The organism is Flectobacillus longus (assembly GCF_030056705.1).
GTDB lineage: Bacteria > Bacteroidota > Bacteroidia > Cytophagales > Spirosomataceae > Flectobacillus > Flectobacillus longus.
Map to the genome: position 1 here is coordinate 176,884 of NZ_JASHIC010000009.1, position 15,327 is coordinate 192,210.

General features: G+C 39.2%; 8 protein-coding genes. All 8 read right to left on the bottom strand.

Translation table 11 applies throughout. From position 1 onward, the window contains the following. Window positions 1-9: 9 nt before the first annotated feature. Window positions 10-1,590, bottom strand: a complete 1,581-nt coding sequence (locus QM491_RS07880) for a sodium:solute symporter family transporter (RefSeq protein ID WP_283326949.1) — start codon at window positions 1,588-1,590, stop codon at window positions 10-12. A gap of 876 nt (window positions 1,591-2,466) precedes the next feature. Continuing rightward, window positions 2,467-4,017, bottom strand: a complete 1,551-nt coding sequence (locus QM491_RS07885; protein ID WP_283326951.1) for an MGH1-like glycoside hydrolase domain-containing protein — start codon at window positions 4,015-4,017, stop codon at window positions 2,467-2,469. A gap of 138 nt (window positions 4,018-4,155) precedes the next feature. Then, on the bottom strand, window positions 4,156-6,891 hold the full coding sequence (locus tag QM491_RS07890) for an alpha-d-galacturonidase (RefSeq protein WP_283326953.1): 2,736 nt from the start codon (window positions 6,889-6,891) through the stop codon (window positions 4,156-4,158). Window positions 6,892-7,292: 401 nt separating this feature from the next. Further along, window positions 7,293-8,138 carry a sugar phosphate isomerase/epimerase family protein gene (locus tag QM491_RS07895; RefSeq protein WP_283326955.1) on the bottom strand — a complete coding sequence of 282 codons (846 nt, stop codon included), beginning with the start codon at window positions 8,136-8,138 and terminating at the stop codon, window positions 7,293-7,295. A gap of 78 nt (window positions 8,139-8,216) precedes the next feature. After that, window positions 8,217-9,596 carry a DUF4974 domain-containing protein gene (locus QM491_RS07900; RefSeq protein WP_283326956.1) on the bottom strand — a complete coding sequence of 460 codons (1,380 nt, stop codon included), beginning with the start codon at window positions 9,594-9,596 and terminating at the stop codon, window positions 8,217-8,219. Window positions 9,597-9,678: 82 nt separating this feature from the next. After that, entirely contained in the window at window positions 9,679-12,453 is a 2,775-nt protein-coding gene (locus QM491_RS07905) for a glycoside hydrolase family 2 TIM barrel-domain containing protein (RefSeq protein WP_283326958.1), read from the bottom strand. A gap of 99 nt (window positions 12,454-12,552) precedes the next feature. After that, on the bottom strand, window positions 12,553-13,977 hold the full coding sequence (locus tag QM491_RS07910; RefSeq protein ID WP_283326960.1) for a sialate O-acetylesterase: 1,425 nt from the start codon (window positions 13,975-13,977) through the stop codon (window positions 12,553-12,555). A gap of 16 nt (window positions 13,978-13,993) precedes the next feature. Beyond that, window positions 13,994-15,325, bottom strand: a complete 1,332-nt coding sequence (locus QM491_RS07915; protein WP_283326962.1) for a four-carbon acid sugar kinase family protein — start codon at window positions 15,323-15,325, stop codon at window positions 13,994-13,996. Window positions 15,326-15,327: the final 2 nt, after the last annotated feature.

Genomic DNA, 15,327 nt, shown 5'->3' on the forward strand with positions numbered 1-15,327 from the left:
ATGGTTGTTTTAACTAAAAAACAGATATAAAGAAACCATCACAACCACTAAGGCTGTCCAAAGGGTGATTACTCTGGTACTTGGTTTAAATTCATGACTAGATGCCTCTTTTTCAGAAAGATAGATAACTGGATTTTTGTCAGTAATAGAAATAATCACTGCGACAAATGCCAAAAAGGCAAAAATGAAAAAGGATAACAAGAGATAATGCGGCCAAAAACTGTATTTGTCGGGCGTAAATACCCACAAGTACAATACGCCAACTCCGAGACTGAAGGCAGAGCCAAAAGATAGAATGGCGTTTACGGCCTTTTGTGTCATGGCTTTCCAGAAAACAGTTAATAAGAAAACTACAGAAAGTGGTGGTGCAATAAAACCCAAGACTGACTGAAAGACATCAAACAAATTAAGCCCTTTGATAGAATCTATAGCCAATGCCATCAATACCGCAAATACGCAACCTGCCAGTACTGTCATGCGACCGACTTTGATAATTTGTTCGTTACTAGCACTTGGATTGATTTTTTTGACATAGACATCCATCGTAAAAACAGTACTCAGGGAATTGAGTGACGAACCAATCGTTCCGACTAATACTGCAATTAAAACAACAATGACCAAACCATTTAATCCAGCAGGAAATAAGTTGGTTACCATCGTCATGTATGCCATAGATGGGTCAGTAAGGTTAGGGAAAAGAATATGACAAATGACACCTGTCAAGATAAATAGCGGTAGAGATAGGATTTTTAACCAAGCGATAAAGTTTACTCCTAATTGACCTTGTTCAAGGGTTCTCGCTCCTAAAACCGATTGTACCATAGCTTGATCAGTACAGAAAAATGCAATAGCTGATACAGGATAACCCAACAAAATAGCAGGCCAAGGGTATTTGGTATCGTTGGCAGGATGAATCAAAGTCCAGAAATCTGCTGGCACTTGATGATACATCGTCGATATGCCACCCACTTTTTGTAAGCCCAAAATCGTTAGAGTAGTAGATACCGCAATTAATAAAATCATTTGAAAAACATTCACCTTTGCAATAGCTTTGAGTCCGCCCATATAGGCAAATAGTCCTGCAAAAAGCACCAAGACAATTACCGCAGGAGCCATTGGAATGCCTAAGATTTGTCTTACCAAAAAACCACCTGAAAAAAGACCTAGCGATAACCAAGAAATCAAAATCTTAATGAGCGCATACCATGCTAAGATATTTTGGGTAGAATCGCCGTAACGCTTACCCATAAACTCTGGCATGGTGGATACTTTTGAGGCGATGTATTTGGGCGCAAAAACAATGGCTAATAAAAACAAGAATACAAAGGCATACCACTCGAAGTTAACCGCCACAATTCCTGTGCTATAGCCAATACTAGCAAATGCCAAAAGCATCGAAGGTCCCACATTTGTTCCCCACATATTAAAACCGATACTGTACCAATCCAGTGATTTATTGGCTAGAAATAGTGTTTCGTCAGTATTTTTTTTGCGACTTGCACGATAGCCTATCACTAAAAGGAGTACCAAATAAACGGCAACAATGGCATAGTCAAGCCAAGTGAGTTTTTCTGCTAGAGGTGAAAGCATAGTTAGGGTTGAGGATTTTGTAATAAATACGGGAAACAAGTTATTTTTGGCTGCTTTAGGCTTCAAGCTTTATGCCGTAGGCTAAAAGTGCAATCCGAGTCGAATGGGACACTGACCGAGGATGTATTTTGCCTAATGCCTATTGCTTAAAGCCTACATCTTCTCAATCCGTGTCGAGTGTCTCACTCGACAACTTGCGTTAGCACAGCGGTACTTTACTATCATTATGATATTTCAAGACTTTATATGCGAGTTTTTGCTGTCGCTAGTTGGTCAGTGAGACACTGACCACGGATGCAAATTTCTCAATCCGTGTCGAGTGTCTCACTCGACAACTTTCGTTAGCACAGCGGACTTTACTATCATTATGATATTTTAAGACTTTATATGCGAGTTTTTGCTGTCGCTAGTTGGTCAGTGAGACACTGACCACGGATGCAAATTTCTCAATCCGTGTCGAGTGTCGCACTCGACAACTTTCGTTAGCACAGCGGACTTTACTATCATTATGATATTTCAAGACTTTATATGCGAGTTTTTGCTGTCGCTAGTTGGTCAGTGCGACACTGACCACAGATGCAAATTTCTCAATCCGTGTCGAGTGTCTCACTCGACAACTTTCGTTAGCACAGCGGACTTTACTATCATTATGATATTTCAAGACTTTATATGCGAGTTTTTGCTGTCGCTAGTTGGTCAGTGAGACACTGACCACGGATGCAAATTTCTCAATCCGTGTCGAGTGTCTCACTCGACAACTTTCGTTAGCACAGCGGACTTTACTATCATTATGATATTTTAAGACTTTATATGCGAGTTTTTGCTGTCGCTAGTTGGTCAGTGAGACACTGACCACGGATGCAAAGCCTACAGCTTCTAGATACTAAATCTTACTTTTTTGAGTTTTTTGGACTTGCCAATGAGTTTGCCGTCAGCAAAAATTTGTAGACCTTTGCCTTTGTTGTATTTTTTACCAGTTTCGTCCCAAAGGATTGTAATGAGTTTTCCATGATAAGAAATATTTTCTAGACAAAACCAAGCCCATTGTTTGCTCGAAATCAAAGGACTGATTTCTAATACTTGGTCTTCACGAGGTTTGAGTCCCACTAAATCGCTGATAATCAGGTCGGCATAGGCAGAGTGATTATAGAACTTACTTCTTGGATTGTCGCCTTTGAGCCATTCTCCATTTTTCTCATCCTGATACTCGCCTAAGTAAAGCTTCCCATTCATTTGATGCGAAAAGGCATATTTTTTTAGTTCATCGTAGAAAACCTGAGGGGTCATATCGCCTTTATGCTTGTAATTATTGAGCAAATTGGACAGCGCCTTCAACGTTTGTGTAGTAGCATAAGGCCAAAGTGGACCATCCCATTCGCAACCATGTCCTGAACCATGTGTACGGAACAAGTGGTGGCGACGCTCGGCAGTGGTAATACCCCATTTTGCTTTAAAGCCTAAAGTGTCGGTAAGTTGACTCCATTGTTTGGCATAGTTTGCCTTATCTTCTGGCAAATTAAAATACCAAGGAATAAAGCCAATAGCCTCACGAGCGTCTGAGAAAGCTTTTGTTTTTTCTAATTTTACCTTAAAAAAAGAGGCCTTACTATCCCAAAGGGTATCTTCAACGGCTTTTCTAAGGAAATTAGCTTTATCTGTAAAAACCTTTTGTGTGTTTGCATCGCCCAGTAATTCTGCCATTCTGGCTAAAGATTTAGCATTGGCATACATATAGCTATTGATGGTTGGACGAATATTTTTATCTTTTCTGCCCCCACTAATAGACTCTTCCATGGCATCTTTTACGTCAAACTGGTAGAACATTCCGTTTGGTAATTGGCGTTCTTCTTCCCATTTTTTATAATCTGCTACGAGTGTCTGAAGGTTTTTTTCTAAAAAAGATTTATCCAAATTGACTAAATAACGTTGATACACAGCGTCATCAATCCAGCTACTAAAGGCGTGAAAACGTTGTACATTGTGTTTGGGATCGACATAAAGCCAAAAGCGAATATAATCGTCTGTGTACTGTTGATTGCGGAGCCAACGAGTTTCATAAATATGATGTCCCAAAGCACTACTGATGGCATTGTGCTTACCAGCGTGATTTACTTTGGTGATGAATTCAGTAAAAATAAAGCCATCAGCCGTTTGCTTGAGGTGCTTTCGCAATACCCACCAACGATAATAGTATATCTCCTGAATCAAAGAGTCGGGGCAATCTAATAAAGGAATATTCTGCGCTAACCAATTATATGATTGTGCATTCGGAATAAAATTAATAACAGCTTCTTCCTTATCAAGCGCATTGTAGCGCTCAACTGCCGACGCTAAGGTTTTGGTCCCAACAAAATCGGTCTTCTGAGCCACACTCCCATACCCCAGAAGAATACAGCCCCAAAGGCTTAATATTTTTTTAATGTACATGATTTCATTTAGTGAGTTATAAATGAGTGATTTAGTGATTTTTATAAAATAATCAGTCCAACCTTTATAAGGTTGATATCTCTTCCAATCTAACATAATCACTCATGCACTCAATCGCACAATCACTCAATCGTTTTCTTACTCCACTGTCCAGTCAATATTTTTTTGATTACCTGCAAAACCTGCGTCGAAGATTTTTATCTCTTGTGAGCCATCAACGAAGCCTAATACTAAACACGTTCCTTTGGCAAGGCTCAGCGTATGTGTTCCTGCCTCGAATGAAAAAGTATGGATATTCACAGGAGGCCAGTCGCCTAGCAACAGGGCATTGGTAATCTTACTTTCTGCTTGTCCGAAGTTATTGGCGCTGGCATCAATTTCAAGTTGTGGTTTTGGTAGAAAATTACTTTTCTTCGCATCATAAATCCCTATCTTCTCATTGAAATAGCCCACTAATACTTTCACAGGTTTGTCCGTTTTAAAAGTTATTTGAGTGCCCTTAGTAATCTGTGTTTTCTTAGATAAAACAATACCAGAAAGGTTTTTTAGTTCAGGTGCTATGCCTTGAATCACAATGCTGGTATCGTTAAAAACTTTTTGATTGCTCGCTAAAGGATAGGTTGTTAAACTGCCATCTTCAAGTTGTACCTGAGCAGGTTTGAGATATTGAATAGCTTTTACGCCCTTACCTGAACTTTGCTTCAACGAATCAATAACAGTATGTAATCTCGTTACTTCTTTTTGAAAAACGGGTAGCATTTCTTTCCAATGAATGAAAGTCGCGTCGACACCACGCATCGGGATTTTGCGCTGTTTGGTTTGCATACTGTTAGCATACAAATAGGTGTCTTTTGTCAATTCAACCAGTTTGCTATAGTGCTCAACGCTACGTTCTAAGTGTGGTAATGCCTTTTCCAAATCACTAATTTGATTTGAATATTTGTAACGTACTAGGTCCAGAGCGGCATATACCTTTTCAGAGAAGAACTGCGCCATTGCATTGTAGCAATGAACATCATTTTGTAAACGCTTAAATTCAGCCGTATTTTTAGTGACATTTTGTGCTATTTTGTCAATGGATTCCTGCGCTTTTCTCCCATGAACTACTACTTCATCGGCTACCTGCACAGGCGTTTCTCCGATGTGTTTTTGTCCTTTCCATGCCTTTTCGGCATATTCAATAATCATCTCACCTTCAGGTGCTTCTGATTCATATAGCATCGTGAACAGCCCATAACGATAAGGATTAATCAATTGAGTCATCAACATCCCCAAGGTCAAAGTCTGACGGTTACCGTCGGTGATACCGTATCTACGCAAAAGCTTAGGTGCAATTTCTCCCGTTTCGTTGTAGGCATCTAAGATTCCTTGTGCTTGATTTGACGCTAGTCCATATTCTTTTCCAAGATAGGATTTCCAAAACTGCTGTTCTTCTGTAGCAGGGCGGTTTGCACGCCAAGCATATCTTGCCCATGTTTTGTACCACATGGCATCTCGGTCGATTTGCAAAAGTCTTTCAGACGTTTTATCTGCGGTATATGGCCAATCCCAGTATGAAGCTTGAGGGTATAAATGCAGTCCATTAGCGCCATAAACGCTGTGCATGGCTTGTACACACTTCTGGATAAAGTCAGGCGAACTGTATCTAAATGGTTCGAGATTTGACAAAAGATGCACATTTTCGATATGTACCGTGCCAATTTGGCTTAATTTGCGATGTAATTCTGCCCATGAACCCCTTGGTGTATAAGTCGTTAAAGCCTCTCCATTGTATTTTGCCATCGTGTACAAATTTTTGTACAAGGGTAAAGCCTCTTTCATGACTCTTGGAGCATCTGTATCATGCGCACGAAGCACAATGGGAGGTTCAGTTGTTTTACCCAAAGCTTTTAGACCATCTTGTACCCCTGGAATAATGGTTTTGGTAAACCAATCAACGTCATCCTGTCCTGCTCCTTCCATGGCTTCGCCCAAGGTGATTAATAAACCAACATTAGGATATTTTTCTACAAATGCCGCAATAGACTTACGTGTATAATCTGCGATGACTGGAATAATTGGGCGATTACGGTCTTGTGTTTTGATTTTATGATGTTCGGCAAAAGGTTTGGAAACAATGATGTTATAAAACATCTGAATTACCCAAATACCTCTTTTATCCGCTTCTTCAGTCAAGAAACGGTACATTTCTTCGTTTTTCTTAAAAGTGGCATCGTCAACCTCTACGGCATAAGGGTATTCTTTTACCCGAACCAAGGATGCAAAAGGGTGTCCGTTCCAGATGTAGAGTGAGTTATAACGGTTTTCGACCATCATATCTAAGTATCTAATCCAGAGTTTTTTATCGTAAAACCAAGGGAAATCTTTTTCTGTATAAGGATATTCATATACCTCTCTGTCAGGCAAAAGTGTGGGTTTTTGCATACCTACACAAGTACCACGAAGTACCATTTCGGGTTGGTCTTGATAGACCAGCGACTGCGGGATAGTCTTTTGCTGTTTGATTCTTTCTGCTAATTCCAAACAACCATATAAGACACCCGACTCATCAAAACCAATGACCTGCAAAGGAGTTTGAGCAGATTTAAATAGACGAAAACTTTCCTTTTTGGATAAGGTATTGCTATTGTTTAACCCTTGTTGAGTGCCAATCCAAATAGTTGAGGTCGTAGATTTTGAGGTTGTAGAAACCTTATATCCAACAGATTCTAAAGCAAGTTTGAGTTTACTAACACCGTAAGCAATACGAGGTTGTGATGGTTGGGAAACTTGTAAATAGATCGTCTTTACTCCATCCTCATTGCTCGTGGTACTAGCAAAAGAATGAGATATGTTTAAGAAGAGGTAACAAAGTATGAGTGAAATTTTGTACATAACTTATAGTCCTGAATCTGAGAGCTTATGATTAATCCGAAAGGTATTTTGATATAATATTGGCTTGCTGCTCAATAAATCTTGTATTTTTTTCGGAATAAATCAGATTTAACACATACAAAGGTATATGCTTAGGAGGGTCAGACTATCTACCATTTTCTCTGAAAATTATAGGATATTTGCATAGGGAGGGTTCTTGCTAAATTAGCAAAAGGATACGGGCTATCCTTTATTTAGTGATTGAGCAATTGAGTGATTTAGTGATTATTTTCAAAATGATTTTTACCCAAAAAACCGAAATATCCTGACTGAAATTTCGTGAGAAGCAGAATATTGTCAAAAAAAATAATCACTCATCCACTCAATCACAAATCACTAAATTATGAATGACTCATCTCATTTTATTGAAATACCTTTTTCAAATAAGCCGTATTGGCGCTATAATTTCCTTTGACATCTTTAGGCTTGCTGGCATCTCTCGAACGTTCGATGATTAGCCAGCCTGACCATTTCATTTTGTCTAAAGTCTTTTTTACCTTAAGCATATCTATTTCAGGATCTTTCTCTAGCCAAACACCATCTTTATTGGTGGCATGAATCATACAGATACGGTTTTTTCCTAGAATTTTTAATTCTTTATATAAATCACGACCTTCTTTGAGAGGGTTAGAAAAGTTAAAATAAATCTGAATGGCTGGAGAACCGATTTCTTTGAGTAAAGCCACTTCCTCTTTGGCACTTAATGCTGTTTCGATGCCTATTACCACGCCTGCTTCTTCTGCCATTTTTCCAGCAACTTTTAATCTGCTAACAACCGAATCACGAATAGATGGGTCTTTCTTTAAGTCGCATTGCACACCAAGCGGTAAAAAAGCCACTTTTACATTCATGGCTTTCATGGTTTTTATACAATCTCGAATAGATTGTTGATACTCTTCTCGACCACAAAAGGATTGAGCATAATAGCCTGTCATTGCCAAGGAACATATTTCAAGGTTTAATTCTTTGGCCTTATTCATAAAAACCTGACGAATAGAATCGTTGGCAAGTTGATTCTCAAAAGTGGGTCTTTTCCCTAAACCTCCCATATCCAATTCAAGTCCGTCGGCGCCAATTTGTTGTGTGAGCGTAATGGCTCCCAATTTTTGTCGTTTCAACAACATGAGGTCAATCAAACCTACTTTGTAACGAGTCGTTTGTGCCAGTCCTTGACTAGCTATCATTAACAAAATCAATAAAAAACGCATTTCTTTGAGGGGTTAGTAGTCAGGCACAAGGCAAGAGTAAATAAAAAACTCTTGCCTTGTGCCTCTTTGCCTGTGCCACTATTTCGAAAACATCTTCTCGATTATTTCAAAATCTTTGATGGCATTGGAAGGTAGCTTTTCGCCTTTTTCACCAAAAACATATAAGGCTGGAAAAGGCTCAATCGTTATACCTGTTTCTACGATATTACCTGTTACATCCTGAATCTTTTGAAGATCTAAGCCTAATTCTTTTGCCATAAAGCCATACATTGCTTTACGTTTGTTAGCTCCATAATCATGTCCTTCGCTTGGAAAGTGGGCATTCTGAACTTTATTAGAAGCATGGTATAAATCATAAATTCGTTGGACAAAAGGAAATTCAGTCTGTGGGACAAACTGTGTCCAATCTTTTCCATCCGATATAATCATTTGTGCTCTTGGAGCAGCCATGGAGGCTATTTCTACGTTGTTACTACCTTCTCCGCACAAATGTACACCCATGCCACTTTCGCAAGGACACCCCCCACTGTGATACGAGGACATCATGGCTACGGGAACACTTACTTTGATACGGTCGTCGATAGCAGTTAACAACATCGTTTGGCTACCCCCGCCAGAAGCGCCCGTAATGCCTACACGCGTAGGATCGGCATCTTTGAGGGTTAGTAACCAATCCAGAATACGCATTCCATTAAGCATTTGAATTGTTTGAGCATGGCTACGACGGTGGTCTTCAGATTTGAACTGTAAGGTAGATTCGCCCCAAGCAAAAAGGTCGTAACTAAAAGCCATAGCGCCCATTTTGGCTAAAGCTGCACATCTATACTGGCAATCGGCACGATAACGACCATCCCCAAAATGCCCGTCAGGATTCAGAATAACGGGAATTTTACCTTTTGATTTTAAAGGACGATACAAAGAGCCACTTACATAAACCCCTGGCAAAGTTTCGATAGCCACATTTTCAACTGTGTAGCCATCCATGATTCGTTTGGAAGTTATAATAGCTTGAGACTGAGGTTTGGCTGGCGCTTTTGCTATTTCGAGTGCTTGCCAAATGCAGTTTTTCAAATTGGTTTTACGTAATTCCCAAGAAGTAATATCAGGCGAAAGCGTAGACAGATAATTTAATTGCTGTTTGCCTTCTTCTGGAGTTTTGAGGTGATATTGAAAAGCCTGTAACTTGTATTTCCCCTCTCCCTCTTTGGTAAAAGTAATATCCTGCGAGTCCATGATATGATGGAGCGTTGTTTCCAAATCAGGTCTAAAACGCCATTCGGCATAGGTAACCTGTTTATTAGCCACCAAGGCTTCAGGATAGCGAATTTTCACTTTAAAACGAGTTTCAATCGTCGATATAACCTCTTTCAAAGGTTTTTTAAACGCCTGATCTGCCGTCTGTGCTTGTGTAAAAAAGCAAGAAGTTAGTAAAGTGATAGTGATGAGGAAATTTTTCATAAGTTTTTAGGGTTGAGGGTACAGGGGATAGGCAAGGAGTAAAAAAAATTAAACTCTTTGCCTATTGCCTAACCCCTATCCCCTATTTTAAAAAATCAAAATACAAAACCATTTCAACAGCTCTTTTAGGCTCTTTTTCGTAGTCATAAAAGACGTGTTTCATACTCATAGGACCCGTATTGTCAGCTCGGTTAGTTTTAGAACCAATAGCCGAAATACCTTGCATAAAGGAAATATCGCCACTTGGGAAATTAATCACATAGTTTTGATATGAATCAGTTTTGAAGGCTGGGCTAAACAACCTGAAAAATACATCTTCCGTTTCTGTGACTACGGTAAAAGGCTGACCTTTGGTTATAAACTTACACCAATACATATTGGCATGGTATCCTTTGAACTCTGGATAAACAAAAGGTATTTCACCTGTTTCGGTAGTATTATAATCTTTCTTCCAAATACCAAATTGATTTCCTTTCAAACGGTTTTTCCATACTCGGTATGGACCATTTCCTAAATATTCAACACCTTTAATTTCAGATTCAGGAAAAGAAAAATTAAGTCCAAAATAATTCGTCAAATAAGCTGCTGGGAAATATTTAACTTTCAATTTTACCCAACCCGATGGATAAATGATCCATTGCAGTGTGTTGAATGCCTCTTTTTTGTCGTAAGTAGATTCAATCACTACATTTTCACCTTCAAAACGAGTAGTAATATTTTTAAAATTGGTACTTCCTTCTTGTACTATTGGGCCGTTGTTGAATGGAATAACTCCTTTTTCCGTTTGTACTGATTTTAGCAAACCTGATTTTTTAGAAAAACTAATCGTCAGACCATTCGCCTTGACTACATACAACGAATCTTGTTCTTGAAGCGTAGGCTTGGTACTGCCTGAAGTTTTCACCATTGCCTTTGCCATTGTTTTTGGCAAGGTAATTTTAAAACTCCAAGTAAAAATTTCTTTCCCATAAGCATCAAAAGCGCTCAGATATAAAACGTCATATTCTTGCCAATTTTGTGGTAGTTGCTCGCATACTACTGATCCCTTTTCCAAGGGTTTCAGATTGGGAGAAAGGGCTTTACCTGAAAGTTCGGGCAACTGATGTAGCCCTAAAGATTTGAGTTTCCAAGTAAAACGGCACTGATTAGTATTGGTAAAATGATAGCGGTTTTCGATAGTAAATTTTCCATCAAAATCAGAAGTAATTTCTTTTGCCTCAAACTTGATTGGACTCCACACTTCTTTGATGGTAAAATAGCTTCCTTCTTTTTCACGATAAGGACCTACGATGCCGTCAGCAGCACGATTACCATCAGTATCTAGGATGCCATTTTTATCGGTTCTAACTATACCTTGGTCAACAAAATCCCAAAGGAAGCCACCTGCGCAAAGTGGTGTTGCCCATATATGCTCCCAGTAATCTTCCAGACCAGCTCCATGCCCGCCATCATACATTCCATGCAAAAACTCGGTTGGCATAACAATGCTATGTCCGTGGTCATAATTACCGATACCGTAGTTATAATCGCGATAATGCTGTGTGTCAAATCCTGCAAAATCTTCCCATGCGTGTATTACAGGACGTTTTTGTAAATCTTTTTGAGGAAAAATTGGGTCTAATTCATAATTGTGACCACCTTCATTTCCGTTAATCCAAAAAATTATGGAAGGATGATTTTCATCGTGTTCTATTAATTCTTCAAGACGTTTGGTACCTGTAGGCGTATCATAGTTGCCATGCCAGCCCGCCAATTCATCCATTACAAACAAACCTAAGGAGTCACAGGTATCCAAAAAATGGTCATCGGGAGGATAATGCGACATACGAACGGCGTTCATATTCATGTCTTTCATTAATTGTACGTCGAGTAAGCTCACAGCCTTTGAGGTAGTACGCCCAGAAGTTGGCCAAAACGAGTGACGATTTACCCCTTTGAACTTTATTTTAGTCCCATTGACATATACTCCATCACGCAATTTTACTTCGACGGTACGGAAACCAATTTTCTTTTCAACTACATGAATCGCTTTCCCATTTTGTAATAAACTTACAATCAATTTGTAGCGATTAGGTGTTTCGGATGTCCAAAGTTGAACGTTTTGATAAAGCTTTTCAAGGGTCAGTTCAGACTGACTAGCTTTGAGATTTGCTTGAATAGGAGTGCCAACTTTTTGACCATTTAAGGTATGTAATTGTGCTGATAAAGTAAGATTTGTATTACTTGAAGTAGTACGAATCACTGCTTTTAGATTTCCATTAGCTTTGGCATCAATAGAAACACGAGTAATATGCTGAGTAGGCAAAACCTCTATATAAACTGGACGGAAAATTCCACCAAAAATCCAAAAATCTCCTTTACGCTCAGCTTCATTCACCGACTGATTTGCCGAGTGTTTACTTACGGTTACTTCCAAGAGATTTTCAGCGCCATAGTTGAGTAATTGTGCAATTGGATATTTGAAAGCATAATAGGCTCCTTGATGAATTTCACCAGCAGACTTTCCATTGAGTTTTACTTCAGCATCGGTCATAACCCCTTCAAAAACAAGGTTTAATGCTTTACCTTGCCATGACTTGGGAGCTTGAAAACGGTATTTGTAAAGTCCTTTTTCCTTACCTCTTGAGCTATCTTTGGCGAAGCCATAGTTATATTTGCCAAATCCCTGCAATTCCCAATTGGATGGAACAGGAATACTTGTCCATTTGCCAGCATTACGGCCTTCGGTACAGAAAAAATCCCAAAGAACCGTTTGGTCATGCCCTTTTCCAGAAAGATAAACTCTTTGGGTTTCTTGCGCATAGAGAGCCTTAAAACTCAGTACTAAGAAGAAAAAAAGTACAATTCTTTTGTTCATGATTGTTTTTGATGAGGGATAAGGGACAAAGGCACATAGAAAAATGAGATAACGTTTCAAATTTTTGCTCCCTTTATGCCCTATACCTGTTCATTGATATTACTTTTTACTGGTAAACGGTCGTGCAGGGAGTCCTTCTTTGTTGAAAAAATTAGGTTCTGCATCCTCTTGCCATGCAAATCTGACTGTTTTGGGTTCTGGGACTTTTTCGGAAAATACTTCCACTTGGGTGCCTACAATAATGGCTTTTGCCTCGTAAAATTTTCCGTCAGCACCTGCTAGACTAAAATAGTTGAGGTCTTTTCCATCTTTACTCATCAAACCCCCACCCATAGATTCAAAGGATAAAATAGCTTTATCATTTTTGATTTTCATTTTTTTGAAAATGGGTCCAGAGGCAACTAAATCTTTTTTCCCGTAATCATGCTTCAAAGCCAAAAGTGCCAAACGTTTCCCGATTTCCCATTTGTACCAAGGATGAATATTGGTCAAAGTGTCTGCCAAATCGGTCGTAGTTACAAAGTCAGTGTACTTTACTCTTTGAGTTACATTGGCTTGTGCTTGCCAAAAAGTAGGAAGGGTTTCCTTTTCCAAAACTACCTTACCTGTACTTTTTGAGTAGAGATAAGGGACTAAATGCACATAGTAAAAAGGCATTTTATCGTCTTTCCAAGCTTTTCTCCAACTACTAATCAGCGTTTCCATCTTGTTGGTATATTGTACCGAATCTTTCAAAAAACAATTACTTTCGCCCTGATACCACAAAAAGCCTTTCATAACAAAAGATTCTAAAGGACGAATCATAGGGTTATAAAATTTAGCAGGCTCACCTTCTACCTTTTGTCCTTTGAAATAAGGAGAACCAGCAAAAGCCTCTTCCGAAATCCAAGGTTCTATTCTACTGCCTGGGATAGCCGACGAAATCATACCGATGGGCACGCCTGTCTGCTGGTGAACTTCTTTAGCAAAAAAGTAAGCAACAGCCGAAAAAGAACGCAAGGCAGAGTCTTGTGCGATACTCCACCCTTTGTGCTGTGGATCAGGTTTTACTAATTCTTTTCTGTTGACTAAAAAAATACGAATGAGTGGATTTTTGGCAACCTCCAACTCATCAACAGGATTGGGATCTGGGAGATTAGGACGTTTTACCTTGCTGTTTTTTCGCATGGTATATTCCATATTCGATTGACCAGAGCAAAGCCATACTTCTCCTACTAAGATATTTTTAAGAGTAATAACTTCCTTTCCTTCAATTTTTAACTCTTGAGGAATGCTTGAGGCTGGTAGTGCCTTGAGCCATACTTGCCAATTTCCTTCAGAATCTGCTGTTGTTTTGACGGATTGTCCTGAAAATTGCACATTAATTTGCTCTCCAACAGAGGCTTTTCCCCAAATATGAATAGGTTTTTTTTGTTGAAAAACCATATTATGCCCCAAAATTCGAGGCAAGACAATTTGTGCTTTTACCGAAAAAATCGAGCAAAAACTAAGTATTAACAGAATATATGATTTGATTTTTTTCATAAAAACTTCAATAGTTTTAAGCTAAATCCCCTCTAACTAATCCAAAATAGTTTGCTGCGCCCACTTGACCTCCTTTTACATTGACTTCCAAACCATTGATGACCTCGTTGGTAGAATATACCCGACAAAGTGGCGCACCTTTTACCACTGGTGCAATCATTTCTAATGCTTCTATCTCAAGTGCACGTGCTGCATAACTCGACGTATCGCCTCCTGCAATCAACAAACGGGTAAGATGCGTTGATTCTATGACTTTTTTAGCAATCAATCCCAAGGCAGTTCCCAGCTTTTCGGATGACAGAGGAATACTTTCTTGTGAGCCTCCTTGGGTATGAATCATAACAGATTTTCCTTTTTCTATATAGCTAATAGCTTGATTAATATAGGATTGTAAGATATTATCAGATAACTCCTCCTGTGCAATTAGTGGCGCATCAATGATAATTTCGACAAAATCATGTTGCTTTGCCCAATCAATTTGAGCGCTTGTTACAGGCGAGCAGCTTCCTGAAATCACCAACAAAGCATCTACTTTTGCGAGTGGTTGCCAAGTATTTTTAGGTGAAAAAACACCTTGCTGGTTCCAATAGGAACCCAATGCCATTTCGATACCTGATGAACCAATTGAAAATAAGATGTGAGACTGTTCTTGCGCTTTTTCCTCTAAAAATTCACCAATTGTTAGTAAATGATTTTCATTGATGGCATCGATAAACAACGCCTTTTTGCCTGCTGAGACTTGCTCAGTATGTGCTTTTGCTAAGTTATTAGCTTCTACTTGTAAAATATCGAGTAAGCCAATTTCTACAGAAGTTTGTCTACCCAAATGCAAACGTAAATCAGCTTCGGCGGCGGGTGTTACGGGATGCTTGCTCATAGATGGATGGCGATCGAGACGATAGATTTGTCCCTCGCTACCGATTCCCATACGAGCAAAGAGATTTCCAAAAACAGCGTATCGACCCAAAGATGGCGCTGCAACCAAAATAGGTGTCCATTGATTTTTGAATTGAGCCAAACCCAGCTCAAGCACCAAGCCGATGTTTCCTATTGCTGGAGAAGAATCGAACGTTGAACAAACTTTATAATGCACCTGCTTAAGAGGTAGTTGAGCAAGCGCCTCAAAAGCAGGTGCTAACTCCTTTTGCATAGCCTCTACACCCAAAGCACGAGTCCGCCCTGCAATACCAATGGCTTGTAATTGAGGATATTGCTGTAGTTTTTCAACTGAGGGAACCTCAAAAAATAAAATGGTATTTAGTCCAGCTCTTGACAAAAACTCCAAGGCATCGGTTGAACCCGTAAAATCATCGCCATAATAGGCAATAGATAACTGTGGTATTTGCATAC